Source organism: Streptomyces sp. NPDC059850 (genome assembly GCF_042731515.1).
In the GTDB taxonomy this organism is placed as follows: Bacteria; Actinomycetota; Actinomycetes; order Streptomycetales; family Streptomycetaceae; genus Streptomyces.
This window is the reverse complement of record NZ_JBHWJI010000025.1, coordinates 1-25,142: the sequence shown is the minus strand read 5'-3', so window position 1 is coordinate 25,142 and position 25,142 is coordinate 1. Positions and strand designations below refer to the sequence as shown.

19 protein-coding genes and 1 pseudogene are annotated in these 25,142 nt (G+C 70.1%); 15 read left to right on the top strand and 5 right to left on the bottom strand.

Annotated elements, in window-relative coordinates:
- Positions 1 to 67: 67 nt before the first annotated feature.
- Positions 68 to 852, bottom strand: a pseudogene (locus ACFV9T_RS21720) (MerR family transcriptional regulator); the annotation flags it as partial.
- A gap of 222 nt (positions 853 to 1,074) precedes the next feature.
- Here ACFV9T_RS21720 and ACFV9T_RS21715 point away from each other — a divergent pair.
- The 5 genes from ACFV9T_RS21715 (at position 1,075) to ACFV9T_RS21695 (ending at position 9,296) form a co-directional block, all read left to right on the top strand.
- Complete coding sequence (locus ACFV9T_RS21715; RefSeq protein ID WP_385442768.1) at positions 1,075 to 2,106, top strand: hypothetical protein; 1,032 nt, start codon at positions 1,075 to 1,077, stop codon at positions 2,104 to 2,106.
- 138 nt (positions 2,107 to 2,244) lie between these two features.
- Complete coding sequence (locus tag ACFV9T_RS21710; protein WP_385442767.1) at positions 2,245 to 4,134, top strand: family 43 glycosylhydrolase; 1,890 nt, start codon at positions 2,245 to 2,247, stop codon at positions 4,132 to 4,134.
- Positions 4,134 to 5,564: an RICIN domain-containing protein gene (locus tag ACFV9T_RS21705; RefSeq protein ID WP_385442765.1), complete on the top strand. Its 1,431-nt coding sequence runs from the start codon at positions 4,134 to 4,136 to the stop codon at positions 5,562 to 5,564. Before ACFV9T_RS21710 ends, ACFV9T_RS21705 begins: the two co-directional genes overlap by 1 nt.
- Before the next feature lie 106 nt (positions 5,565 to 5,670).
- Positions 5,671 to 8,220, top strand: a complete 2,550-nt coding sequence (locus tag ACFV9T_RS21700) for a beta-L-arabinofuranosidase domain-containing protein (protein ID WP_385442764.1) — start codon at positions 5,671 to 5,673, stop codon at positions 8,218 to 8,220.
- A gap of 68 nt (positions 8,221 to 8,288) precedes the next feature.
- Positions 8,289 to 9,296, top strand: coding sequence for an aldo/keto reductase (locus ACFV9T_RS21695; RefSeq protein WP_385442762.1), 1,008 nt, complete (start codon positions 8,289 to 8,291; stop codon positions 9,294 to 9,296).
- An 89-nt stretch (positions 9,297 to 9,385) separates the two neighbouring features.
- On the opposite strand, the gene ACFV9T_RS21690 is transcribed toward ACFV9T_RS21695, so the two are convergent.
- Genes ACFV9T_RS21690 through ACFV9T_RS21680 form a run of 3 tightly spaced genes read right to left on the bottom strand, consistent with a single transcriptional unit; the run spans position 9,386 to position 13,102 of the window.
- A complete protein-coding gene (locus ACFV9T_RS21690) occupies positions 9,386 to 10,153 on the bottom strand; it encodes an enoyl-CoA hydratase-related protein (RefSeq protein WP_385442760.1) in 768 nt (255 codons plus the stop codon).
- Positions 10,154 to 10,178: 25 nt separating this feature from the next.
- On the bottom strand, positions 10,179 to 11,516 hold the full coding sequence (locus tag ACFV9T_RS21685; RefSeq protein ID WP_385442757.1) for a hypothetical protein: 1,338 nt from the start codon (positions 11,514 to 11,516) through the stop codon (positions 10,179 to 10,181).
- Entirely contained in the window at positions 11,513 to 13,102 is a 1,590-nt protein-coding gene (locus ACFV9T_RS21680; RefSeq protein WP_385442755.1) for an amino acid adenylation domain-containing protein, read from the bottom strand. The genes ACFV9T_RS21685 and ACFV9T_RS21680 overlap by 4 nt, the downstream gene beginning before the upstream one ends.
- Before the next feature lie 460 nt (positions 13,103 to 13,562).
- On the opposite strand from ACFV9T_RS21680, the gene ACFV9T_RS21675 reads away from it, so the two are divergent.
- A complete protein-coding gene (locus tag ACFV9T_RS21675) occupies positions 13,563 to 14,606 on the top strand; it encodes a CobW family GTP-binding protein (protein ID WP_385442753.1) in 1,044 nt (347 codons plus the stop codon).
- A gap of 10 nt (positions 14,607 to 14,616) precedes the next feature.
- On the opposite strand, the gene ACFV9T_RS21670 is transcribed toward ACFV9T_RS21675, so the two are convergent.
- A complete protein-coding gene (locus ACFV9T_RS21670) occupies positions 14,617 to 15,051 on the bottom strand; it encodes a VOC family protein (RefSeq protein ID WP_385442751.1) in 435 nt (144 codons plus the stop codon).
- 258 nt (positions 15,052 to 15,309) lie between these two features.
- Here ACFV9T_RS21670 and ACFV9T_RS21665 point away from each other — a divergent pair, with 258 nt between their 5' ends.
- From ACFV9T_RS21665 to ACFV9T_RS21625, 9 genes are all read left to right on the top strand, one after another.
- The gene (locus tag ACFV9T_RS21665; protein WP_385442748.1) at positions 15,310 to 16,671 is read left to right on the top strand and encodes an ATP-grasp domain-containing protein; all 1,362 of its coding nucleotides are present in this window, start codon (positions 15,310 to 15,312) and stop codon (positions 16,669 to 16,671) included.
- A 5-nt stretch (positions 16,672 to 16,676) separates the two neighbouring features.
- A complete protein-coding gene (lysA, locus tag ACFV9T_RS21660) occupies positions 16,677 to 17,942 on the top strand; it encodes a diaminopimelate decarboxylase (RefSeq protein WP_385442747.1) in 1,266 nt (421 codons plus the stop codon).
- 43 nt (positions 17,943 to 17,985) lie between these two features.
- The gene (locus tag ACFV9T_RS21655) at positions 17,986 to 18,252 is read left to right on the top strand and encodes an acyl carrier protein (protein WP_385442744.1); all 267 of its coding nucleotides are present in this window, start codon (positions 17,986 to 17,988) and stop codon (positions 18,250 to 18,252) included.
- Positions 18,252 to 19,097, top strand: coding sequence for a hypothetical protein (locus ACFV9T_RS21650; protein ID WP_385442741.1), 846 nt, complete (start codon positions 18,252 to 18,254; stop codon positions 19,095 to 19,097). Before ACFV9T_RS21655 ends, ACFV9T_RS21650 begins: the two co-directional genes overlap by 1 nt.
- Complete coding sequence (locus ACFV9T_RS21645) at positions 19,094 to 19,552, top strand: holo-ACP synthase (RefSeq protein WP_385442739.1); 459 nt, start codon at positions 19,094 to 19,096, stop codon at positions 19,550 to 19,552. Before ACFV9T_RS21650 ends, ACFV9T_RS21645 begins: the two co-directional genes overlap by 4 nt.
- Positions 19,542 to 19,961, top strand: a complete 420-nt coding sequence (locus tag ACFV9T_RS21640) for a 3-aminobutyryl-CoA ammonia lyase (RefSeq protein WP_385442737.1) — start codon at positions 19,542 to 19,544, stop codon at positions 19,959 to 19,961. The genes ACFV9T_RS21645 and ACFV9T_RS21640 overlap by 11 nt, the downstream gene beginning before the upstream one ends.
- A 66-nt stretch (positions 19,962 to 20,027) precedes the next feature.
- A complete protein-coding gene (locus tag ACFV9T_RS21635) occupies positions 20,028 to 21,038 on the top strand; it encodes a 3-oxoacyl-[acyl-carrier-protein] synthase III C-terminal domain-containing protein (protein WP_385442736.1) in 1,011 nt (336 codons plus the stop codon).
- Between the two features lie 4 nt (positions 21,039 to 21,042).
- The gene (locus ACFV9T_RS21630) at positions 21,043 to 22,374 is read left to right on the top strand and encodes an MFS transporter (protein WP_385442733.1); all 1,332 of its coding nucleotides are present in this window, start codon (positions 21,043 to 21,045) and stop codon (positions 22,372 to 22,374) included.
- Positions 22,374 to 25,142 (top strand): discoidin domain-containing protein (locus ACFV9T_RS21625; RefSeq protein WP_385442731.1); only part of this gene is annotated, 2,769 nt, incomplete at its 3' end. The genes ACFV9T_RS21630 and ACFV9T_RS21625, both read left to right, overlap by 1 nt.

Sequence of the window (25,142 nt, the reverse complement as noted above, 5' to 3'; positions counted from 1 at the left end):
TTCCACTGCACTTCGGCGCCGGAGTCAGGAGGGGCGACCGTGGTCCGTGTGAGGAGGCGACGGGACGTCAGACGGCCGGAAGCTCCGCCCCGTCCACCACATGGGCCACGCCACACGTGACGTTGTCGGGTCCGCCCGCGCGGTTGGCGAGGGCGACGAGTTCGCGCGCCGCCTCCCCGGGATCGGCCACCGAGGCCAGTACGCCCCGGATCTCCTCGGCGGTCACCACAGCGCTGAGCCCGTCCGAACACAGCAGATACCGGTCACCCGCCTGGGCGTCCCGCAGCGCCAGATCGGGCGCGAACGCCGCCCCGCCGCCCATGGCCCGCAGCAGCAGCGCCCGCCCGGGGTGGGACGCGGCCTCCGCCGCGCTGATGCGCCCCTCGTCGAGCAGCGACCGCACCACGGTGTGGTCGTGGGTGATCTGGAACAGCTCGCCGTCGCGCAGCAGATACGCCCGCGAATCGCCGATGTGCCGCCGAAGCCGTCGGCGACGGCGAGCAGCCGGGGACCGGCGTACCCGGAGTCCTCGTTGCTCATCCGGGCCGATCCCCGGTCGGAGAGCACGGCATAGCGGACTCCCAGGGTGCTGTGGGCAGAAGACATGGTGACGTCCTTTCCTGACAGCTGTGCCAGCTGGGACAGCTGGTCGGCGAGGAAGGCGGCCAGGTCACGCCGGGCCGCCGTATCGGCCTCGACCCGCGCCCAGTACGTACGGACCTCCCGCGCCGCCGCGCCCGGATCCAGCTCGCACACGGTACGGATGCGGGCCAGCGGCATCCCCAGCCGGCGCAGCCAGGCCACCAGCCGGGCGCGCTCCAGCTGCGCCGGGTCGTAGAGGCGGTGCCCGGCTACCACGATGCTGGAGCTTCCCCCTGGGAGAAGGTCAACCGACGTCAACCAAGGCCAATGAAGGCCAACCAGAGATCACATTCCAACTCATATGCGGCACTCATTTATATTTATCAGTCATATACTTTCATTCATCCTTCTTCAGGTATTCGTTGTGATTAGGGCGGGAACTGACGGGACATCCGCACAGACTCGTGGCAGCCACGAGGCGAGGGAGGACCCATGTCCGTTTCCACCACGCCCGGAACCGTGTGGGGCACCTGGATCAACCTGGAAGGCGGCATCCACTCCGAGCCCGCGCCGGTGGCTCAGGCCGACGACCGGATCCAAGTCTTCATCCGGGGCGGCTCCAACGTCCTCTGGAGCAGACTCGAAACCCGCGACGGGGGATGGGGCGCCTGGCAGAAGTACACCGGCCTGTCCGTCGACGGCATCCCCGCCCCGATCCGCGGCAAGGACGGGAAGGTGCGGGTCTTCTACCGTACGCCCGGCAACAACCTGGAGGTCATCACCCAGACCTCCATCAACTCCGGCTACGGAGCGCCCCAGATCCTGGCCACCGGCATCGGGGACGATCCGGCCGCGGCGCTCGGCGCCGACGGGCGGATCTACGTGTTCTTCCCCGGCACCGACAACGCCCTGTGGTATCTGCGCAACCTGGATCTGCAGTACGAGACGTACACCGCCGCGTCGTCGCTGGGCGGCGGCATCTTCGCCACGCCGTCGCCCATCCTCGACGGGGGTGGGCGGATCGTGGTGGCGGTCAAGGGCAGCGGCGAGACCCTCTACACCATCCAGCAGCTGGCGCCGAACGCCGCCACCTGGGAGCCCTTCTCCCTCAACGCGCCCAACGTGACCAGCCGCCCGTCGGTGTGTCTGGACGCGGCGGGCAGGGTGCAGATCTTCTTCCGGGGTGTCGACGGCTCTGTCCGCCGCGTCGGGCAGAGCGACGACTACGAGACGTTCGGCGCCCCCGTGAGCCTGGGCGCACAGATCGTGTGGCGGCCGACCTGCGGCCTGGGCCAGGACGGCCGGGTCAACGTGTTCATCAAGGCGACGGACAACGCCTTGTGGGTCGCCGTCCAGACCACGGAGAACGGCAACAGCTACACCGGCTTCCAGTCCCTCGGCGGGGTCATCGGCTCCGCCGGTATCAGCGTCCCCATCGCCAACGAGGAGAACCTGCTGTACGTGTTCCTCCAGGGCAACGGGCCCGCCAGGGACCTCTGGCTGCAGCGCCAGACGTTCGTCTGAGCAGTGCTCCGGGGGCTCCACGGTTTTCGAAACTTTCGCACCTGCCTCAGGGGCTGTCGAAAGTCATCAGAACCCTTAATCTCCGAACAAATTCGATCAATGAGCAGGTTGATCAACGGAGAGCGCAGGAGCCCCCACATGCCCACAGCAGGAGAGCACGGACAGCCCAGCCGCAGACGGGTACTGATGGGTGCCCTGGCCCTGGGAGCGGTGGCCGGAACCCCGGGCCTCGCCGAGGCCGCCACCCCCTCCGCGCGGGAGACCGCCGCCCGGGCCGCCCGGTACGCCAATCCGCTGGTCCGCAACCGCGCCGATCCGCACATCTTCCGGCACACCGACGGCTACTACTACTTCACCGCCACCGCCCCGGAGTACGACCGCGTCATCCTGCGCCGCTCCAGAACCCTGAGCGGCCTGGCCACCGCGGCCGAGTCGGTGATCTGGAAGAAGCACACCAGCGGCGACATGGGCGCCCACATCTGGGCCCCGGAAATCCACTTCATCGACGGCAAGTGGTACATCTACTTCGCCTCCGCGCCCGCGAACGACGTCTGGAAGATCCGGATGTGGGTGCTGGAGAACGCCAGCGCCAACCCCTTCGCCGGGACCTGGACGGAGAAGGGCCGCATCGCCACCCCCATCGACTCGTTCTCGCTGGACGCCTCCACCTTCGTCCACCGCGGCACCCGCTATCTGACCTGGGCGCAGAGCAACCCGGACGTCGGTAACAACTCCAGCCTCTACATCGCCAAGATGGTCAACCCCTGGACCATCACCGGGCCGCAGGTGGAGATCTCCCGCCCCACCTACGACTGGGAGACCCGCGGCTACAAGGTCAACGAGGGCCCGTCCGTCCTCCAGAAGAACGGGCGGCTCTTCCTCACCTACTCCGCGAGCGCCACCGACGCCAACTACTGCATGGGACTGCTCACCGCCTCCGCGGACAGCGACCCCCTGTCCGCCGCCTCCTGGAAGAAGAGCCCCCAGCCGGTCTTCACCAGCAACGACACCACCAAGCAGTACGGCCCGGGCCACAACTCGTTCACCGTCGCCGAGGACGGCCGTACCGATGTCCTCGTCTACCACGCCCGCCAGTACAAGGACATCACCGGCGACCCCCTCAACGACCCCAACCGGCACACCCGTATCCAGACCCTCGGCTGGAAGGCGGACGGCACCCCGGACTTCGGCGTCCCCGTGGCCGACGGGCCCGCTCCGGACACCGGGGCCGCCACCCGCTACACCATGACCGCCTTCACCAACAGCAGCGAATCCAACATGTACGTGTACGAGTCGACGGACGCGCTCGCCTACACGCTGCTCAAGGGACCGGCGTTCACCCCGCCCGCGGAGCTGATCCGCGACCCCAGCATCATCAAGCACACCGACGGCTACTACTACATCGTCTACACCACCAACTGGACCGGGAACACCATCGGGTTCGCGCGCAGCCGGGACCGGGTCAACTGGACCTTCGTCCGCAACCACACGCTGCCGCTCGCCGGTGTCGAACGCACCTGGGCGCCCGAGTTCTTCGTCGACGGAGACGGCAGCGTCAACGTCATCGTGTCGCTCGACACCACCGCCACCCCGGACTACATCTTCCGGCCGCATCTGCTCACCGCCACCAACGCCGCGCTCTCGTCCTGGACCACTCCGAAGCCGCTCACCGGGCTGGACAAGGCGAACTACATCGACACCTTCGTGGTCCGCCACGGCGGGCAGTACCACGCCTTCACCAAGCACGAGACGACGAAGTACATCGAGTACGCGACCGCCACCAGCCTCGGCGGCCCCTACACCCTGCGCGGTACCGGCGACTGGGCGGGCTGGGGCAGCTGGCGCGAGGGACCAGCGCTGGTGCCGCTCGGAGGCGGCGGCTGGCGGATCTACTTCGACGGCTACGCCGAGAAGAAGTACTACTACAGCGACAGCCTCGACGGCTTCCGCACCTGGACGCCCATCCGGCAGCTGCCCGGGCTCTCCGGCTTCGCCCGCCACTTCACCGTCCTGAAGGAGAGCGTGTGATGCGCGGACGTCTCTGGGCCCTCGTCGTGGCCGCCGTCCTCGCGCTGCTGGCCCCGCTGGCGGGCGCCGGTGCGGCGCAGGCGGCTCCCGTCACCGTCGCCAACGCGACCCAGTTCACCACCACCTCGGGCGAGGCGCTGCACGCGCACGGCGGCGGCGTCATCAAAGTCGGCGCGTACTACTACTGGTTCGGGGAGAACCGCAACGCGGACAACACCTTCCGCTATGTGTCCGCCTACCGCTCCACGGACCTCAAGAGCTGGGAGTTCCGCCGCCACGTCCTCACCCAGGCCACCGACCCCGAGCTGGCCACCGCCAACATCGAGCGGCCCAAGGTCATCTACAACGAGCGCACCAAGCAGTTCGTGATGTGGGCGCACAAGGAGAACGGCAGCGACTACAGCGAGGCCCGCGCCGCCGTCGCCACCTCCGCCACCGTCGACGGCGACTACACCTGGCGGGGCAGCTTCCGCCCGCTGGGCCAGCACATGTCGCGCGACATCACCCTGTTCAAGGACAGCGACGGCACCGGCTACATGATCTCGGCCGCCCGGGAGAACTACGACCTGCACATCTACCGGCTGACCGACGACTACACCGGGGTGGCGAGCCTGGTGGCCAACCCGTGGCCCGGCGGCCACCGCGAGGCTCCGGCCCTCTTCAAGCGCGGCAACGTGTACTTCATGCTGACCTCCGGCGCCACCGGCTGGAACCCCAACCAGCAGCAGTACGCCACCGCCACCAGCCTCGCCGGTCCCTGGAGCGCGATGCGCAACGTCGGAGACGCCACCGCGTACGGCTCGCAGACCGCGTACGCCCTGCCGGTGCAGGGCGCCCGGACGACCTCGTATCTGTACCTGGGCGACCGCTGGGGCAACTCCTTCGGCGGCAAGGTCAACGACTCGCGCTATGTGTGGCTGCCGCTGAACTTCCCCACCGCGACCACCCTCACCATGGACTGGTATCCGCAGCTCACCATCGACACCGAGGCGGGCACCGTGACCGGCTCCGGCGGTCCGTACACCCCGCTGAAGGCCCGGCACAGCGGCAAGTGCGCCGACATCCTCTCCGCCGCGCAGACCGACGGCACCGCGGCCGTGCAGTACACCTGCAACGGCGGCGGCAACCAGCTGTTCTGGTCCAGGAGCGCGGGTGGCGGCTACGTCCAGCTGGTCGCACGGCACAGCTCCCAGTGCCTGACCGTGGCCGGTGGCTCCACCGCCGACGGCGCGGCGGTCGTCCAGTCGGCCTGCGGCACGGGCGCGAACCAGCAGTGGCAGGTCACGGACACCGGCGGCGGCTACGCACGGCTCACCGCCCGCTCCAGCGGCAAGTGCCTGGACGTGGCCGACGAGTCGACGGCGGACAAGGCCGCGATCGTCCAGTGGAGCTGCACGGGCGGCACCAACCAGCAGTGGCAGCGCGGCTGAACCTCCGGTGGGCGAGGGGCTGTTGACATCCCCGGAGGTGCCGGTAGCTTCACGTGCGCACGATGTCGGACATTGTTCGTAATTTCGAACCTCCGTGAGGAGAGTCATGAACGAACCAGTCGACAGACGGCACTTCATCGCCACCACCGCCACCGGGGCCGCCGCCGTGGTGCTCAGCGCGGCCGCCGGTGGCACGGCGGCCGCGGCCACACCCGGCGGCGGACCGGCCGCGGCGTCGGACAAGCCCAAAGCGCTGACCAGCGTCCGGCCCTTCCCGCTCACCGCCGTGACCCTGCTCCCCGGCGCCTTCAAGGACAACCAGTCCCGCAACACCGCCTATCTGCGCTTCGTCGACATCGACCGGCTGCTGCACACCTTCCGCCTCAACGTCGGCATCGCCAGCAGCGCCCGGCCCTGCGGCGGCTGGGAGAGCCCGACCACCGAACTGCGCGGCCACAGCACCGGCCACCTGCTGTCCGGTCTCGCCCTGACCTACGCGAACACCGGCGACACGGCACTCCTCGACAAGAGCCGCAAGCTGGTCTCCGCGCTCGCCGCGTGCCAGGCGAAATCCCCGGCCGCCGGGTACGGGACGGGCTATCTGTCGGCGTTTCCGGAGAACTTCTTCGACCGGCTGGAGGCCGGAACCGGGGTATGGGCCCCGTACTACACCATCCACAAGGTCATGGCCGGGCTCGTCGACCAGTACCTGCTCGCGGGCAATGACCAGGCCCTGGAGACCGTGCTGCGCCAGGCCGCCTGGGTCGACACCCGCACCGCGAAGCTCAGCTACGACCAGATGCAGCGGGTGCTGGAGACCGAGTACGGCGGTATGAACGACGTCCTCGCCGATCTGCACACGATCACCGGCGACAGCCGGTGGCTGAAGGTCGCCGAGCGCTTCACCCACGCCCGCGTCTTCGACCCGCTCAGCCGCAACGAGGACCGGCTCGCCGGACTCCACGCCAACACCCAGATCCCCAAGATGGTCGGCGCCCTGCGGCTGTGGGAGCAGGGGCTGAACAGCCGCTACCGCACCATCGGCGAGAACTTCTGGAAGATCGTCACCGATCACCACACGTATGTCATCGGCGGCAACAGCAACGGCGAGGCCTTCCACGAGCCGGACGCCATCGCCGCCCAGCTCAGCGGCAGCTGCTGTGAGAACTGCAATTCGTACAACATGCTCAAGCTCACCCGGCTGATCCACTTCCACGCGCCCGAGCGCACCGACCTGCTCGACTACTACGAGCGCACTCTCTTCAACCAGATGCTCGGCGAACAGGACCCCGACTCGGCGCACGGCTTCAACATCTACTACACGGGCCTCGCCCCCGGCTCCTTCAAACAGCAGCCGTCCTTCATGGGACCCGACCCGAACCAGTACTCCACCGACTACGACAACTTCTCCTGCGACCACGGCAGCGGCATGGAGACCCACGCCAAGTTCGCCGACACCATCTACACCCGGGGCGACCGCAGCCTCCTGGTGAACCTCTTCATCCCCTCCGAGGTGCGCTGGCAGGAGAAGGGCATCACCTGGCGCCAGACCACCGGCTTCCCTGACCAGCAGACCACCACCCTCACCGTCGCCTCCGGCGCGGCCTCCCTGGAACTGCGGGTGCGCATCCCCTCGTGGGCGTCCGGCGCCCGCGCCAAGCTCAACGGCACCACCCTCCCCGACCAGCCGAAACCCGGCAGCTGGCTGATCATCGACCGGCAGTGGAAAACCGGCGACCGGGTCGAGGTCACCCTGCCGATGGCGCTGCGGCTCGACCCCACGCCCGACGACCCCGACATCCGGGCCGTGCTGTACGGGCCGGTCGTGCTGGCCGGGGCGTACGGCACCGTCACCGGCATGACCATGCCGCGCCTCAAGCAGGACTCCGTGGTGCAGCAGGCCACCAGCCCGATGCGCTTCACCGCCACCGCCGACGGGCAGAGCGTCACCCTGCTGCCGATCGCCCGCGTCCACCACCAGCGCTACAACGTGTACTGGCTGACCGGGACGCCGCCCACCCCGCCGCCCGCCTTCGCCGCCTGGTACCGCTTCGACGAGACCTCCGGCACCACGGCCGCCGACGCCACCGGCCGCGGCAAGACCGCCCGGCTCACCGGCGGCGCCACCTGGACGACGGGCAGGACCGGCGGCGCCGTCGCTTTGAGCGGCAGCAACGCGTACGTCACCCTCGCCGACGACCTCCTCGCGGGCGCCACCGCGTACACGGTCGCCACCTGGGTCCGGCTGGACGGCACCCCCGCCACCTGGACCCGGATCTTCGACATCGGCACCGGCGTCACCGCCAACATGTTCCTCGCCCCGGTCGCCGACTCCGGGAAACTGCGCTTCGCCATCACCGCGGGCGGAGGCGGCGCCGAGCAGCGCATCGAGGCCGATCCGCTGCCCACCGGCCAGTGGGTCCATGTCGCCGTCGCCTACGGCGGCGGCACCGCCGTCCTCTACGCCGGCGGGCGCGAGGTGGGCCGCAACAACCGCGTCACCGTCGAGCCCGTCCACTTCGGCAACCACATCCGCGCCGCCTACCTCGGCAAGTCGCAGTACCCCGACCCGTACCTCAGGGCCGCGTTCGACGACTTCCGCGTGTACGGCCGGACACTCAGCGCGAATGAGGTCGCCACGCTGGCCGAAAGCTGACAAGCTCGGGCGGGCGGGCCACGGTCCGCCCGCCCCCGAACCGACCGGCATGGACAAGGACGACGTACATGGCCCACCTCGCGGCGGAGAACCGCTACGACTCCATGCAGTACCAGCGCTGCGGGCGCAGCGGTGTGCTGCTGCCGAAGGTCTCGCTCGGCCTGTGGCACAACTTCGGCGACACCCACCCGCTCGAAACCCAGCGCGACGTCCTCCGCCGCGCCTTCGACCTCGGCGTCACCCACATCGACCTGGCCAACAACTACGGGCCACCGCCCGGCAGCGCCGAGAGCAACTTCGGTTCGGTCTTCGCCCAGGACTTCCGCCCCTACCGCGACGAGCTGTTCATCGCGAGCAAGGCCGGATACCTGATGTGGCCCGGGCCGTACGGCGAGTGGGGCTCGCGTAAGTACATGCTGTCCAGCCTCGACCAGTCGCTGACTCGCATGGGCCTGGACTACGTCGACGTGTTCTACTCCCACCGCTTCGACCCGGACACCCCGCTCGAAGAGACGATGGGCGCGCTCGACAGCGCGGTGCGACAGGGCAAGGCCCTCTACGCGGGGCTGTCGAACTACCCGCCGGAGGCCATCGCGGAGGCCGCCGCGATCCTGAAGGACCTGCGCACCCCGTACCTCATCAACCAGCATCCGTACTCGATGCTCCAGCGCGGGGTCGAGGGCGGGGTGCTGGAGGCCTCCGCCGAGGCCGGGGCCGGTGTCATCGCCTTCTCGCCGCTCGCCCAGGGCCAGCTCACCGACCGCTATCTGAACGGTGTGCCCGCCGACTCCCGCATGGCGCTCGGCCACTTCCTCAAGCGCGAGGCGCTCACCGAGGAGCGCCTCGCGCTGCTGCACGCCCTCAACAAGATCGCCCAGGGGCGCGGCCAGACGCTGGCCCAGCTGGCGCTGGCCTGGGTGCTGCGGGATCCGCGGGTGGTCTCCGTACTGATCGGCGCGAGCAGCGTCGCCCAGCTGGAGCAGAACATCGCGGTCCTGGACTCGCCCGGCTTCAGCGACGAAGAGCTGACCGAGATCGACCGTCTCTCCGCCGAGGCGGGCGTCGAGATCCCCTGACCGGCCCGGCCCCAGACCGGGCCCCTGCTCGCGCGCCGCGTCCCCGCTTCCGGCACTGACACCGGAAGCGGGGACGGGCGGGCCATCGCTCAGCGGCCGGTGAAGCGCGGAGCGCGCTTCTCACGGAACGCGGCCATCCCCTCCGATTGGTCCTCGGTGGCGAACAGCGCGTGGAAGGAGCGCCGTTCGAAGAGCATCCCCTCGCGCAGTCCCACCTCCAGCGCCCGGTCCACCGCCTCCCGCGCCGCCATGGCGGCCGGTTTGCCGTAGGAGGCGACGGTCGCGGCCACGGCCGCCGCCTCCGCCATCAGCCGGTCGTCGGGGACCACCCGGGAGACCAGCCCGGCGCGCTCGGCCTCCTGCGCGTCCATGGTGCGTCCGGTCAGGATCAGGTCCATCGCCTTCGCCTTTCCGACCAGTTTCGTCAGCCGCTGAGTGCCACCGATGCCTGGGATCACCCCCAGTTTGATCTCCGGCTGACCGAAGGTGGCCGATTCCGCGGCGAGAATGAGGTCGCACATCATCGCCAGCTCGCAGCCGCCGCCCAGCGCGTAGCCGGACACCGCCGCGATCTTGGGGGTGCGCAGCGCGGCGAAGGCGTCCCAGCCCGCGAAGTAGTCCTCGGTGAACATCTCGACGGAGGTCTTCGGCCCCATCTCCTTGATATCGGCGCCCGCCGCGAACGCCCGCTCCGAGCCGGTGATCACGAAGCAGCCGGTCCCGGGGTCGCGGTCCAGCGGCCGCAGCGCCTCGACCAGTTCGTCCAGCAGTCCGCTGCTGAGCGCGTTGAGCACCTCGGGGCGGTGCAGCGTCACGGTGACGACGCGCTCCTGCCGCTCGATCTTGATGAAGTTCACGGTGTCTCCCTCTCAGCGGGTCGGTCTACGAGTCCCAGATGGCGCCGTACGCGGGGATCCCCCGGCACTCCAGGCCATGGACCACCCGCCAGGTGAGCTTCTTGTTGGAGATGCAGATGACGGCCTCGGCCCCGAAGTCCGCGTACGCCTCGTAGGCGAGCCGGACCATGTCGGGCTTGCCGTGTTCGGAGGTGTCCCAGATGACCGCGTCGGGCTGGACGGCCAGGATCTCGTCCACCAGGTCGTCGCCGTACGTCGTACGGGGTGCGCGGGTCGCCCACACCAGCCGCGCCGGGACCTGCTGGGCCAGCAGATGGGGGAGGCAGGGCCCGATACCGCTGCCGGTGGCCACGTAGACGACCTTGTGGAACAGCGTCTCGATGTTGGCCACGCCCGCGGTGGTGATGCCCTTCACCCACACCCGGGACGGGGCGTCGTCGATGAACGTCCCGGTCCAGTCCCCGGCGCGGGAGATGGTGAGCCGGAACCCCGACTCACCGGGCGCGGGCACATTGGCGAACGAGTGCCATTCGCGCAGCGGGCTGCGGCTGATCGCCGTAGAGGACCCGGCGAACGGCGTCACCCCGTGGTTGAAGCGGGCGAGTGCCACATGGGTAGAGGGGCGTTCGACCGCCACCGCCACCCGGCGCAGCCGCAGCCACGGCAGCGCCACACTGAAGGTGATCACGGCCAGTACCCAGACGCCCGGCGCCGTCAGCAACCGCCCGGCGGCCGACCCGTCGCCCGGCGCGTCGAGTGTGGTCAGCACCGTCTGCGCCCAGAAGAGCACGAGCGCCGCCCAGCCGCCGAAGCGGTGGGTCTTCTCGAAGCGGTCGTGGAACCGCGCCCGGAAGGGCGGCAGCGCGGTGGCCGTGATCCCGAGCAGCAGGACGATCAGGGCGTACGAGACGGCGAGCGTCGCGGCCGGGGCGGAGTGACGGGTCAGCGAGCCCACCAGGGTGAGGAACCAGAGCGTGCCCGCGAGAGCCCCGCCGACATGCACCCCGCCGAAGTGGTAGACCTTCGCCAGCGTCCACCGGATCCTCAGCGGCCAGCTGGTGGGCGCCGCGGTGGCGATGCGGAAGAGCAGATTGATGACGTACTGCTGGCGGATGACGATCGCCACCGCGAAGTTGACGAGCGCCGCGTCGGAGAGCGTGCCGGGCGGCAGACCATCATTCGAACGGGACAGCAGGAAGGCCAGGTTGACCGCCAGGACCAGGGCGATCAGCCGGTTGTAGTGCATCAGGCGCGGATGCTTCAGCAGCCCGCGCACCCCCGGTGTCCGGGGCGGCAGCGGCCGCTCCGCGGTGCTCGGCGGCGCTTCGGCGCGGGGTGTGGTCACGACGCGGGGTGTGGTCACGACGCCACCTCACCGGCGGTGCGGCGCTCGGCGGCCAGCCGCAGCAGGGCCGACTTGTCGACCTTTCCGCGGCTGGTGAGCGGAAGCGCCGGGAGGGTGTGCACGGCCACCGGCACGCAGTAGTAGGGGAGGGCCAGGGCCACGGCCTGCCGCGCCGCCTCGGGGTCGACCCGCAGCGGCGCGGCGAAGGACACCAGACTGCGGTCGTCCAGCTTGAGCGTCACCGCGCGCACGCAGCCGGGGACCGCTTCGAGGACGGCCGACACCGAGTCCAGCTCGACCCGGAAGCCCCGCACCTTGACCTGGTCGTCGGTGCGGCCCAGATGTTCCAGCTCGCCGTCCGGCGTCCAGCGGCCCAGGTCCCGGGTACGGAACATCAGCCGTCCGCCACCGAGGAACGGGTCGGGCGCGTACCGTTCCGCGGTGAGGTGCGGATTGCGCAGATAGCCCGCCGACACGCAGTCCCCGCCCGCCCACATCTCACCGGTCTCGCCGATGGCACACGGGCGACGCTCGGCGTCCAGGACGTACACGGTGTTGTTCGGGGTCGGCCGTCCGATGGTCAGCCGCAGCGCCGCCGGGTCATGGCGCTGCATGGTGTTGACGATGGTGGTCTCGGTCGGTCCGCACGCGTTGTAGAACGTGCAGATCCGGGCCCAGCGGTCGGCGAGCGAGCGCGGACACGGCTCCCCGGCGACGGCCGCGACCTTGATCCGCCCGCACAGCTCCGGGTCGACCCCGCTGAGCACGGTCGGCGTCGCGATGACCACATCCACCCGGCGTACGGTCTCGGCGATGTCGGCGCCGCGGATGACGAGCGTGGCGCCGTGGCTCAGACACCCGAGGATCTCCCACGCGGCCATGTCGAACGCCACGTTGAGGATCTGCGACACGCGTGTCCCGGGCCGTATCCCCAGGTCACCGGGGGAGGTGAGCAGGAGGTTGCAGACATTGCGATGGGTGACGGTGACCCCGTTGGGCGCTCCCGTGGTGCCGGAGGTGAAGAGCACATAGCAGCCGTCGTCCGGTGTCACGGGCCGGTCGGGGACGAACGCGTGCCCGTCCGTCTCGCCGTCGAAGGGCTCGGCCATCGCGGTGTCGAGCGGGACGACGGTGTGGCCGGGCGGCGCGGGGACGCGGTCCGCGTAGCCCGACGTCGTCAGGATCACCCGGGTCGATGCCGTACGGATGACATGGCCGAGCTGGGCCGGGGGCGCCAGCCCCGCGTCCTGCGGCACATACGCCGCGCCCGCCTTCAGGGTGGCCAGCAGACCGACGAGCATGGGGAGGGAGCGCCGGACGAACAGCGCGACGTTGTCCCCGGGACGTACGCCCAGCCGTGCGAGCCGGGCCGCCAGCCGTCCGGCCTGCCGGTCCAGCTCCCCGTACGTGATCGTCTCGCCGAGATGCTCGGCCGCGACGGCGAGCGGGGCCGCGGCGGCGTGCCGTTCGATGGCCTGGTGGATCAGGGAGCAGGGCAGGGTGGCCACCGGCCCCTGGCCGAACCGCTGGAACAGCCGCCGGTCCGTGGCGGAGAGATGCCGGAGGGGATCGGCAGCCCGCTCCGATCGTGCGTGGTGAAGCATGGTGTGTATCCGCATATGTCGCCCACTCTCGTTCGACAAGTCGATCATTGTTCGACTGATGGGGCATGAAGGAGCCCGGTGCGGGGGGGGTGAAGGTGAGGTGCGGAGGTGGTGTCGCGGCGAGGAGATCAGGCCGCCGCCGACCGGGGCACATGCGTATCGTGTGGCACGTGGTCACCAGCCGTCTCGCTTGCTTGAGAGCTTAAGGACCCGTGCGGCGCGCTGGAAGACGGGCGACGGGCGCGAGTTGGCCAGGATCCCACTAGAGTGCGCCCAGGCAGAAAGGTATGCCTTGCGGCCTTGATGCCGAACCTGGTAATGGCCGAAGCGGGGCGGCGCCACCGAAACTGACAGTACGTCAGCACACTCACCGATGGCCGAGATCCGCCCCGGGCCGCCGTCCGGATAACATGAACGGCCCGCCCGCACCGCCCACGCATCGCCGCACGGAGACAGAGCCTTGGCCACACAACGGATCCCGGTCCTTCTCATCACGGGTTTCCTGGGTTCCGGAAAGACCACGATGCTCAACCATCTGATGCGCGACAGCGTGGACACCCGCATCGGGGTCATCGTCAACGACTTCGGCAGCATCAACATCGACGCCATGGCCGTCGCCGGACAGGTCGACTCGATGATCCCCATCGAGAACGGCTGTCTGTGCTGCGCCGCGGACGCCTCCGAAATGGACGAGATGCTGGACCGGCTCACCGATCCGGAGCTGCGCATCGATGTCATCGTGATCGAGGCGAGCGGCCTGGCCGAACCGCAGAGCATGATCCGTACACTGCTGTCCAGTGGCAATGAGCGCATCCGCTACGGGGGCCTGGTGGAGGTCGTGGACGCCGCCGAGTTCGCGAGCACCCGCGACCGCCACCCCGAGCTGGACCGCCATGTGCGCGACGCCGACCTGATCGTCGTCAACAAGACCGACCGGGTGGGGGAGGGCGAGCGGAGGCGCGTCCTGGACACCGTCGCCGAGATCGCCCCGGGGCTGCCCGTCCTCACCGCCGAACACGGCCGCGTCGACCCCGGCCTCCTCTTCGACCACGAGCCCCGGGAGACGCCCGAGGAGCGCTTCCGGCAGCTCTCGTTCGCCGATGTGTGCAACGGCGCCGAGGAGCACGACGACCACAGCCGCCATCTGCACGCCGCGTACGAGAGCGTCGAATTCGCCTCGGCCGAGCCGCTGGACCCGCGCCGCTTCATGGCATTCCTCGACGCCCGGCCCGCGGGCCTCTACCGCCTCAAGGGCTTCGTCCACTTCGCCGGTGCCGACCCGCGGCGGAAATACGGGCTGCACGCCGTCGGCGCGTACCTCCGCTTCCAGCCGGTGCCCTGGGAGCGCGGGGAGCCCCGCGCCACTCAGCTGGTGCTGATCGGCACCGGCATCGACGCCGACACCCTCACCAAGCGGCTGACCGACTGCGTCGCGACCCATCCGGAAGAAGTCGACGAGCGGCACATGATGGGCGTCCTGCGCTACGTGGACGACGCGGACTAGCGGGGCGGCGTCACGAGGTGCCGAAATCGGGCAGGGTGACCGTCCCGTCCTCGGCGAGCGGGAACCCGGGGTTGTAGGCGATCTCCCAGGCGTGACCGTCCGGGTCGGTGAAGGCGCTGGAGTAGAAGCCGATGGCGTTGACGGCCGCGGGCTTGGTGACCGTCCCACCGGCCCGCTCCGCCGTCGCGAGCAGGGCGTCGACCTCCGCCTCGGACCGTACGTTGTGCGCCAGGGCGATCCCGCCGAACCCGGCGGCGGGCCCGGGCTCCAGCCCGCAGTCCCGCGCGAGCTTGTCCCGGTCCCACAGCACCACCCCCACCCCGCCCGCCTGGAAGAACACGGTCTCCTCGACTTCCTGCCCCCGCCAGCCCAGGGCCTCGTAGAAAGCCTTGGACCGGGCGAGGTCGGACACGCCCAGCGTGACCAGCGTGATGCGCTGTTCCATGCGATATCTCCTTCGCTTTCCGGACGGAGATGGTACGCGCCCGGACGGAGCGCGAGAAAGCCGAAGCCCTGGGGCCTGTGGGTACCGTAAGGGGACACCGAAGTGCTTTCGGGAAACCACCACAGCCTTTTCCGGCGGCCATTGCCGGTGCACCTCGCCATGCCCTGTACTTCTCGATGTGACGCGGCGCGCTGAACGTTCCTGACCATCAATCCTGTCGTGAGTGGCAAACCCCTGTACAGGAAGGTGTAAATGGCTATGAGCGGTGCCTACTTAGGCGGCCTCAAGGAGTCGCTGACCGGAAATCCCGAAGCCCGGCTGGTCTTTCTGTGCAATTTCGAGGTCGAGCACACGTGGGCGCGCGATTACATCGGACTGCCGCTGCCGAGACTGGCATCGGCTCCCACCACCGTGCAGCGCATGGAGGAACTCGGCGCCCTGCTGGCCGGGAGCGGCGATGTGATCTGCCTGGGCGATCCGCTCGACCCCGGCTTCACGCAGTACGCCACTGACCTCGGCTTCCAGCTGCCGACCGAACTCGTCGTCCCACGGGGCGAACCCGGCGCCAGTACCGGCGAACGCGTCCTGGCCTCGCCCGAGACGCTGCGGCGCCTGGCCGACCTGGCCGACGGCCGCACCTATCTGATGCCGATGGGCACCTCCGCCACCGAGCAGAAGATCTCCGAGGCGACCGGCCTGCCGCTGGCCGTCCCGGACAGCGACACGATGGAGCGGGTCAACGGAAAGATCTACGGACGGCGCCTGGTCGACGAACTCGGCATCCGCCCGGTGCCCGGCGAGTGCTGCGAAACCGTGGACGAGCTGACGGCGGCAGTCCGGCGCGGCCTCGATGAGGGCGTGCCGCTGATCGTCAAGGAGTCGTACGGGGTCTCCGGCAAGGGACTCATCGTGCTGGACACGCCCGCCAAGGCCGAGCGTCTGCTGCGGATGGTCGACAAGCGGGCGGCCCGTACCGGTTCCCGCGCCATCCACGTGGTGGTCGAGAGGTTCCTGTCCAAGCGGTGCGATCTGAACTACCAGTTCACCATCGACCGTGTGGGAGGGGTCCACTTCGACTTCGTCAAGGAGGCGCAGACCTCGGGGGGTGTGCACCTCGGCCACGTGATGCCGACCCGCCTGGGCGCGGCCCAGCTGGCGGAGCTGGAGGACACGGCGGGCCGGGTCGGGAAGCGGCTGTACGAGGACGGACTGTTCGGCGTGGTCGGGGTGGACGCCATCCTCGGCACGGACGACACGCTCTACCCCGTGCTGGAGATCAACGCCCGGTTGAACATGTCCAGTTACCAGGGGCCGGTCACCGAGCGGTTTCTCTCCTCCGGTGCCGCGCTGGCCAAGCACTACGCGCTGGACCTCGAGGGCCCGGTCCGGTTCCACGAGATGGCGTCGGCCCTCGGCCCGCTGGCACCGAGCGGACCGGGCGGCACCGGTGCCGTCATCACCTGCTTCGGCACGGTCAACGCCGAGGCCCACCGGCGGCCCCCGTTCGAAGGCCGCCTCTACACCCTGCTGTTCGCCCGGGACCGCGATGCCCTGACCGCCCTCGACGCCGAGGTGCGCGAAGCGCTCGGCACCGTGCCGACCATAGAGGAGATCCGGTGAACGCGATGGAGTTTGAGATTCAGGGCGTGCCGGTATCAGAGCTGGCCCGCGAGTACGGCACCCCCCTGTACGTCTACGACACCGACGTTCTGCGCACCAACTACCAGCGGCTGCGCGAGAACCTGCACCCGGCGGTCGATGTCTTCTTCTCCCTCAAGGCGAACCCGAACATCAGCGTCTGCTCCTACCTCGGCTCGCTCGGGGCCGGTGCCGAGGTGTCCTCGCTGACGGAGCTGATCACGGCGCAGCGCGCCGGTGTCGCCCCCGCGAACATCATCTTCCTCGGCCCGGGCAAGACCACCACGGAACTGCGCGCCTGCCTCGAGGCCGGTCTGCACGCCGTCGTCTGCGAGTCGCTGGAGGAGCTGCGGGCGCTCGACGCCCTGGCGGTCGAGGCCGGTCTGACCGACGTACCGGTGCTGCTGCGGATGAATCCCGACTTCCAGACCAAGGGAGGCGGGCTCTCGATGGGCGGCAAGCCCCGGCAGTTCGGGGTGGACCTGGCGGCGCTGCGGGAGTCGGCCGCGAGCCTGGTCCGGGCCCTCCGGTCGGTGCGGGTGATCGGAATCCACGCGTACATGGGGACCCGCATCCTCGACTACTCCGACGTCGTCAACAACACCACCAACATCCTCTCCATCGCCGAGACCCTGTGCGAGGAGCTGGGCGTCCCGCTGCGGACCGTGGACTTCGGCGGCGGCCTGGGCGTGCCGTATTTCGACAACGAGAAGGAGCTGGATCTCAACGCCCTGCACGGCGAGGTCAACGCGGTCATCGAGCAGTTCGTCGAGCGCCACCCGCAGACCCGGCTGATCATGGAGCTGGGCCGCTATCTCACCGCCGTGGCCGGTACCTACGTGGTGCGTGTGCTCTACGTCAAGGAGTCGATGGGGGAGCGCTTCGCGATCGCCGACGGCGGCACCAACCACCACATGGCCGCGGTCGGCGTGGGCAGCTTCGTCAAACGCAACTTCCCCATCCGGTCATTGAGCCGCTACCACGACCCGGCGACCTCCCCCATCACGGTCACCGGACCGCTGTGCACCCCCAACGACGTGATCGGCAAGCGAGTGGCGCTGCCCCCGGTCTCGCCCGGCGACCTGCTGGGAGTCGAGCGGTCGGGCGCGTACGGGCCGACCGCCTCGCCGGTGCTCTTCCTGAGCCACGGCTATCCGGCCGAGGTCCTCGTCCACGAGGGGACGCCGCACCTCATCGCCCGCCGTGACACCCCCGAGGACCTGCTGAACCGGCAGCACCTGGTCCGTTTCTAGCCGCACCCCCTCTGAACACTCCTCTGACCCGAACGGAGTTCCCATGGACCGCGTCGAACTCGTCCACCAGATCGAGTCCGCGCTGAGCGAGGCCCTTGAACGGCCCGTCGACAGCCTGACCGAGGACGTCCGGCTCTTCGACGACATGCACCTCGACTCCACCTCCGTGCTCGAAGTCCTCATGACGCTGGAGGACTCGGTCGGGGTGGAGGTCGACCCCGAGCAGCTGGAGATGACGGACTTCGCCACCGTCGGCAGCTTCACCGACTACCTGCTCCGGCAGCTGCCTGCCACGGCGGACCAGGCCTGATGGCCGGCAGCACACTGGCGGTACGGCACGGGGCGGCGGTCCTCGCCCCGCCCCGTACCGTGCGCCCCGAGTTCTCGATCATGGCGGAGTACGACCGCGACCTCCTCGCGTCCTTCGGCCAGAGCCCGGATCCGGCGGCGGCCGGGGACCGGCCGGTGGTCACCCATGTCGATCTGGTCCGGCGGCTGCTCGACGGCGATCCGCTCGGATCCGTGGAGCCGGACCTCGTGATGGTCGCCTACGCGCTGCCCGATGTGCACCCCTTCACCACCAGCTCCACCCAGCTGAACCGGGCGTTCGGCGACCGCGCGGCGAGCTTCGCACTCGCCGAGCAGGGACTGGCGGCGCCCTTCTCGGCGCTGCGCATCGCCGCCGCGTACAGCCGACTCGGCCACTGCGACCAAGCCGTGCTCGCGGTGCTGGAGCAGACCACCCTGCCCAACCACGACCCGCTGGTGCACAGCGCGGATCTGGTCGACTCCGGCGTGCTGCTGCTGTTGCAGTCCGGCGGTGAGGGACCGGGGCTGGACGTGCATGACGTGTGGGTCCAGCGCGGACCGGATGACTGCGCCCGGCGGCTCGCCGCCCTCACCGCATCGGCCCGGTCCGGCACCTCGCTGCTCGTCGAGGGTCCTCGCAGCGGGCACGACATCCCGGCGGACGGCATGGAGGTCCACCGGCACGCCGAACGGACCTACTGCACCAGCGTCTGGATGGCGCTCGCCCAGAACCCCCAGTGGGCCGGGCAGTACGCCACGGTCGTCCTCCACGACACCGACCCGCGCTCGGGGACCTGCTCGGCGGCGATCCTGCGTACCGCCGCGCACCCGGAGTCCTCGCCGTGAGCCGGACCCCGAGGGGGGCTGGTCCCGGGACCGGGCCCCCCTTCGTCGGGGTCGACCTGCTCCGCATCGGCGAACTCGACCGGCTGGTGCGGCGCGGGTGGTTCCGGCACCTGCTGTACTCGGCCCCGGAGCGCCGGGAGGCCGGGACGCTGGGCCCCGGCCGATACCGGGAGTTCCTGGCGGGCCGATTCGCCGCCAAGGAAGCGGTGCTCAAAGTGCTGGGCGTCGGACTGCTGGCCGGTGTCCCGGCCTGGCAGATCGACATCGGCCGGACCGAGCGCGGCGCACCTCGGGTGCGACTGACCGGCGCTGCCGCGCGCCGCGCCGCCGACATCGGCCTGGACCGGATCTCTCTGTCGATCTCGCACAAGGAAGACCTGGTCATCGCCATCGCGGTGGGCTGGCCGACGGCTCTGCCGGTCCAGACGAAGAGGAGGGCACCCGGTGCCGACTGATCCGACCGACCCGTCCACGGTGATGCTGCGGGTGCGCATCGGAGCCGAGGAGGCGCACTACGGCGGCGACCTCGTGGACGGAGCCCGGATGCTCCGCCTCTTCGGCGACGTCGTCACCGAGATCGCCATCCGCAGCGCCGGAGACGAGGGCCTGCTGTCCCACTACTCCGAGGTGACCTTCACCGCTCCCGTCCACGCCGGTGACTTCATCGAGGTGACCGGGCGGCTGATCAAGGAAAGCCGACTGCGCCGAACCGTCGAGCTGGAGGCCCGCAAGGTCATCGAGGCCCGCTACGAGGAGGGCCACAGCACCGCCGGGGTCCTCGACGAGCCGGTGGTCGTCTGCCGTGCGGTGGGGGTTGTGGTGGTGCCGGTGCACAAGGCACGCCGACGCCCGCTGACGGTCTGAGCCCCACCACGCGGCTCAGGAATACGCAGCTTCAGGAAGTACGGACACGAACAGGAGGACAACGGCGTGACCTTCTCGACCGCCTACACGCCCCGGCCGGGCGATGGCCCGCAGCGGTCCCTGGACGACCAGCCGACCACCCTGGAGGCGTGGGGGGCCTACGTACCGTCCCGCTCGGTCTCCCTGGAGGAGGCCGGCGCCCCCCTGGGGCTGACGCGGGCTCAGATGAAAGTGCTGCGGCGCGTCTACGGCGTCCGCGACATGCGGCTGGACCCCGAACAGTCCCTCTTCGACCTCATCCTGCCCGCCGCCCGCGCGGCGCTGAAGGAGGTGACCGACCCGAGCACGGTGAAGTACCTGCTGTACGGACACGCCACCCAGGAGGTCACCCCCTCCACCATGGACGCCGCCGACATCCTGCGCACCTCGCTCGGACTCCATGACGCCCAGGCCTTCGGGCTCACCCAGCAGAACTGCGCGATCGGGCTCGCCGCCATCGACATGGCGGGCGCCCTGCTGGCGATGGACGGTGACCCGGCGGCGCGTGCCCTGGTCGTCACCGGCGAGAAACCCTTCGCCAAGCTGAACCAGGACTACCACTCCCTCGGTTCCGTGATGGGCGAGGCCGCCAGCGCCTGCCTGGTCGCCCGCGGCGGGCTGGGGGACCGGGTGCGCTCCTATGTCACCCGCACCCGCGGCGAGTTCGCCGACGGCATCCTGATGGACCAGGAAACCCGGGAGAGGGCCAACAACGCACACGACCCGGAGGTCTCGGACGTCATCCGCGAGGCGGTCGCCAAGGCCGGGCTCCACCTCGACGACATCCACCGGTTCGTGCACTACAACTCGCTGATGGTCGAGGTCTCCACCGAACTCGGCGTGGACCGGAGCCGGTTCTTCACCGACAACCTGCCGAAGTACAGCCACTGCTACGCCTCGGATGTCCTGGTCAACTACACGACGATGCGGGACACCGGACAGCTGGAGCCCGGTCGGCACTACCTGTTCACCGCCACTGGCCTGGGCGCCACGTACTCGGCCATGGTCGTCACCCACGCGCCCGAAGGGGACTCCTGACACCGTGCGGAACCTCGAAAAGATCCCCGAACCACCCCGCAGCAGACTCCGGGCCGGAGCGGGTTCCCTTCACTGGGCCTGGATCGTGGCCGGTGTCTCGTTCCTGGTCCTGATCGGCACGTCCGGCTTCCGTTCGCTGCCCTCGGTGGTCATGACCCCGATCCACGAGGAGATGGGCTGGTCCTACGGCACGATCTCCTTCGCGATCTCGCTGAATCTGGTGATCGTCGGCCTGGCGGCACCGTACGCGGCGGCGCTGATGGAACGCCTCAGCATCCGCAGTGTGCTCTCCGGCGCGCTGGTGCTGATCGCGCTCGGCACCGGACTGCCCGCGTGGATGTCGGCGCCGTGGCAACTGGTGCTGTTGTGGGGCCTGCTGGTGGGGGCCGGTTGCGGCGCGATTTCCCTGGCTTTCGTCGCCACCCTCACCGAGCGGTGGTTCGTCAAGCACCGTGGCATCGTCTCCGGTGTCCTCACCGCCGGCAGCACCGCCGGTCAGCTGGTCTTCCTGCCGCTGCTGGGCGGGCTGAGCGACAACTCGAGCTGGCGCACGGCGTCGATCGTGGTGGCCCTGGGTTCCCTGGTCGCGGTGCCCTTCGTCGTTCTCCTCCTCCGGGACCACCCACGGGACAAGGGCCTGACCGCGTACGGAGCCGACGAGGCGCCGAAGGAGGAAACGGACGCGGAACCGGAGGCTCCGAAGGCTGAGGCGGCCACGGTCGGCGCGTTCGGGGTGCTGCGGCAGGCGGCCCGTACGCAGGACTTCTGGCTGCTGGCCGGTACCTTCGGCATCTGCGGCGTCACGACGTCCGGCTTCATACAGACCGACTTCATCCCGGCCGCGCACGACCACGGGATGACCACGACGGCCGCCGCCGGGCTGCTCGGCATCGCCGGGGTCTTCGACATCGTCGGGACCACCCTGTCGGGCTGGCTGACGGACCGGTTCGACTCGCGCTACCTGCTCCTCGTGTACTACACCTTGCGAGGGCTGTCCCTGCTGATGCTCCCCTGGCTGTTCTCCGACACGGTGACGACCGGCATGCTGATCTTCACCATCTTCTACGGCATGGACTGGATCGCCACCGTGCCGCCGACCATCCGGCTGTGCCAGGACGCCTTCGGCTCGTCGGCCGGTGTGGTCTTCGGCTGGCTGTGGACCGCGCACCAGCTCGGCGGGGCGCTCGCGACCGCCGTGGGCGGGCTGATCCGTGACAACTTCGGCAGCTACACGCTCGTCTGGTTCACGGGCGCCGCGGTGTGCCTGGCCGCGGGGGCGATGTCCCTGGCGATCCGTCCGGCCAACCCCCTCGCGCGGAGCGGGGTTCGGCTGTGATGGCCGGGCCCGAAGCTTCCGACCGGGCGGCGCGGACGGGGACGCGGACGCGGACGCGCCGATGGTTACGGCTGGGCTGGATCCTCCTCGTCGTCCTGGCCCTGCCCGCCACCTCGGCCGCCGCGCTGCCCATCCGGGCCTCGGCCCCACCGGCGCCTTCCACCGCCTCGTGTTCCGGGGAAGCAGCGGAGGACGGCTGGGCGCCGTCGTCGACCGCCATCGACGCGCAGGACAGCTACCACGCCTTCGTGGCGAACGGCTACCTCGGGCAGCGCGTCCCGCCCAACGGCACCGGGTACTGGGCCGGTGAGCAGAAGACCGGCTGGCCGCTGTACACGCCGCGCTACGACGGCTCGTACGTCTCGGGCCTGTACGCCCACAACCCGGCGACCACGGACGACCGGCAGGTCATCGCCGCCCTTCCCACCTGGACCGGGCTGACCGTCGGCGTCGGTGCCGACGTCTTCACCTCGGCGACCCCGGCCGACCGGATCTCCCGCTACCGGCAGACCGTTCTCCTGCGGTGCGGCCTGGTCCGCACCTCGCTGACCTGGACCACGGCCGACGGACGCGCCACCGACCTGGTCTACGAGGTGTTCGCCGCCCGCGACCGGGAGCACACGGCCGCGGTACGGGTGCGGATGACCCCGCACTGGAGCGGTGACGCCACCGTCACCGACCTCATCGACGGCCGCGGTGCCCGGAGACTGTCGGCGACCGGCGGCGGGCGCGAGCCCGGCCGCACCATGACCGTGGGATTCCGCGCCGACGGCACCGGGACCCGGGGCGCCATCGCCTCCACCCTCACCACCGGCCCCACCGTCCGCGTGCGCGACACCCGCCCGGCCGAGGAGAACCGGAGTCTGACGAACCGGCAGTCCGTCAACTTCCCGGTTCGCGGCGCGCACACGTACACGTTCACCAAGTACGTCGGCGTCGACACCGCCCTGACCGCCGACGCGCCACGTCAGGCGGCGGTGGCGGCTTCCCGGAAGGCGGCGGAGCGGGGCTGGCCGGACCTGTTCGCCAGCCACAGTGCTGCCTGGGCCGCGCTGTGGCGCGGCGGCATCGAGGTCGCGGGAGCGCCCGACCTCCAGGCCTGGATCCGCTCCTCGGAGTACGGGATGCTGTCCAACGTCCGCGCCGGCTCCGGCAACAGCGTCGCGCCGACCGGGCTGACCAGCGACAACTACGCGGGCCAGGTGTTCTGGGACGCCGACACCTGGATGTTCCCCGCGCTGCTCGCGAACCAGCCGCAGCTGGCCAGATCCATCGTGGACTACCGCTACCGCACCCGTACGGCCGCTCGCGCCAATGCCGAGCGGTACGGCTACTCCGGTCTGTTCTACTCGTGGACCAGCGGTGGCCAGGGCGACCTCGAAGAGTGTCACAGCTGGGGCCCGCCGCCGCACTGCCTCATGCAGATCCACCTCCAGAGCGATATCGCCCTGGCCGTCTGGCAGTACTACCAGGCGACCGGCGACCGCGACTGGCTGCGGAAACGTGGATGGCCCGTACTGGAGGGCATCGCCGAGTTCTGGACCGGACGGGTCACCGGAAACACCGACGGCAGCTACTCGATCGAGAACGTGGCCGGCCCCGACGAGTACAGCAACGGCGTCACGGACGGGGCGTTCACCAACGCCGGGGCGGCCACGGCACTGCGCGACGCGACCCGAGCCGCGCGGGTGCTCGGACACGACCCGCCCGCCGACTGGACGCGGATCGCCGACCGGCTGCGCATCCCGTACGACGGCGACCGGCAGGTGTTCGAGCAGTACGCGGGCTACGACGGCTCGAAGATCAAGCAGGCGGACACCGTCATGCTGATGTACCCGCTGCGGTGGCCCATGACCCGCGAGCAGGCGTCCCGCACCCTGGACTACTACGCGGTACGCACCGACCCGGAAGGCCCCGCGATGACGGACGCGATCCACGCGATCGACGCCGCGGCCATCGGCGAGCCGGGCTGCTCGACGTACACCTATCTGATGCGCTCGATCGAGCCGTTCGTCCGTGGGCCGTTCCATCAGTTCTCCGAGGCGCGCGGCGCCAAGGCCGGAGCGGACGACCCGCTGGCGGGCGCGCCCGCGCACAACTTCCTCACCGGGGCGGGGGGCTTCCTCCAGGCGTTCACCTACGGCCTGGCCGGACTGCGGTGGGAGGAGGACCGCGTACGACTGGACCCGGTGCTTCCACCGCAGCTGGGGGACGGGGTGCGGCTGAAGGGGCTGCACTGGCGGGGCCGTACGTTCGATGTCGCCGTCGGACCCCACCGCACGACCGTCCGGCTGACCGGTGGCAGCCCGTTCGAGGTCGAGACCGCCGAGGGCACCCGCACGGTCACCACGGCGGCCCCGGCCGTGCTGGAGACCCGGCGCCCGGACCTCGCGGCCACGGCCAACGTCGCCCGGTGCGCGACGGCGACGGCCACCTCCGGGCAGCCGGGCATGGACGCCCGGGCGGCGGTGGACGGCAGCACCGCCACGGCCTGGGTCCCGGCCCAGGCGACCGGCAGCCTCACCGTCGACCTGGGACGCGCACGCCGGGTGACCGGCATCTCGCCGGAATGGACATCCACCGCTCCCGCCTCGTCCACCGTGGAGGTCTCGGTCGACGGCCGGCAGTGGAGGCCGGTGGAGAACGCCTCTTCCGGCGCGCTCCGGCACCCCGCGCACGTCCGCTACGTACGGCTCACGCTCGAAGCGGACAGCAGCGGGGACCCTCCCGGCCTCGCGGAGCTGACGGTGCGCCAGGGGCCCGCGAGC

What these genes read in the sequence shown, in the direction of transcription:
- ACFV9T_RS21700 (WP_385442764.1), top strand. Translation starts at nt 5,671, where the DNA reads ATGAACGAACCAGTCGACAGACGGCACTTCATCGCCACCACCGCCACC.
- ACFV9T_RS21710 (WP_385442767.1), top strand. Translation starts at nt 2,245, where the DNA reads ATGCCCACAGCAGGAGAGCACGGACAGCCCAGCCGCAGACGGGTACTG.
- ACFV9T_RS21655 (WP_385442744.1), top strand. Translation starts at nt 17,986, where the DNA reads ATGGACCGCGTCGAACTCGTCCACCAGATCGAGTCCGCGCTGAGCGAG.
- ACFV9T_RS21715 (WP_385442768.1), top strand. Translation starts at nt 1,075, where the DNA reads ATGTCCGTTTCCACCACGCCCGGAACCGTGTGGGGCACCTGGATCAAC.
- ACFV9T_RS21650 (WP_385442741.1), top strand. Translation starts at nt 18,252, where the DNA reads ATGGCCGGCAGCACACTGGCGGTACGGCACGGGGCGGCGGTCCTCGCC.
- ACFV9T_RS21695 (WP_385442762.1), top strand. Translation starts at nt 8,289, where the DNA reads ATGGCCCACCTCGCGGCGGAGAACCGCTACGACTCCATGCAGTACCAG.
- ACFV9T_RS21680 (WP_385442755.1), bottom strand. Translation starts at nt 13,102, where the DNA reads ATGCTTCACCACGCACGATCGGAGCGGGCTGCCGATCCCCTCCGGCAT.
- lysA (WP_385442747.1), top strand. Translation starts at nt 16,677, where the DNA reads ATGGAGTTTGAGATTCAGGGCGTGCCGGTATCAGAGCTGGCCCGCGAG.
- ACFV9T_RS21665 (WP_385442748.1), top strand. Translation starts at nt 15,310, where the DNA reads ATGAGCGGTGCCTACTTAGGCGGCCTCAAGGAGTCGCTGACCGGAAAT.
- ACFV9T_RS21705 (WP_385442765.1), top strand. Translation starts at nt 4,134, where the DNA reads ATGCGCGGACGTCTCTGGGCCCTCGTCGTGGCCGCCGTCCTCGCGCTG.
- ACFV9T_RS21670 (WP_385442751.1), bottom strand. Translation starts at nt 15,051, where the DNA reads ATGGAACAGCGCATCACGCTGGTCACGCTGGGCGTGTCCGACCTCGCC.